The 542-nt window shown below is 61.4% G+C and carries 1 protein-coding gene; it reads left to right on the top strand.

The genetic code is table 11. The features are described 5' to 3' along the window. Positions 1-542: aminoacyl--tRNA ligase-related protein (locus EN925_RS38895; RefSeq protein ID WP_348630398.1), on the top strand; the 542-nt coding region annotated here is incomplete at both ends.

Raw genomic sequence — 542 nt, 5'->3', positions numbered from 1 at the left:
ATCTCTACCACATCCAGTGGAAGTTCCGCGACGAAGTGCGGCCGCGCTTCGGCGTCATGCGGTCGCGCGAGTTCCTGATGAAGGACGCCTATTCCTTCGATCTCGACTTCGAAGGCGCCAAGGCGGCCTACAACAGGATGTTCGTGTCCTATCTCCGGACTTTTACGCGCATGGGGCTGCAGGCAATACCGATGCGGGCCGACACCGGGCCGATCGGCGGCGATCTCAGCCATGAATTCATCATCCTGGCCGACACCGGCGAGAGCCAGGTCTACTGCCACCGCGACTATCTTGCGCTCGATGTGCCCGGCGCCAACACCGATTTTGCCAACGACGCCGAGATCGCCGACATCGTCAAGACATGGACGACGCCCTACGCCGCCACCGACGAGATGCATGACGAGGCGGCGTGGGAGAAGATCGGCGAGAGCGACAAGGTTTCGGCGCGCGGCATCGAGGTCGGCCACATCTTCCATTTCGGTGACAAATATTCCAAGCCCATGGGCGCCAAGGTGACCGGACCCGACGGCAAGGATCATTTC

This window comes from Mesorhizobium sp. M7A.F.Ca.US.006.04.2.1 (genome assembly GCF_004022915.1).
GTDB classification, from domain to species: domain Bacteria; phylum Pseudomonadota; class Alphaproteobacteria; order Rhizobiales; family Rhizobiaceae; genus Mesorhizobium; species Mesorhizobium ciceri.
Note: the sequence above shows the minus strand (reverse complement) of the source record. Positions and strands in the feature narration are given on the sequence as shown.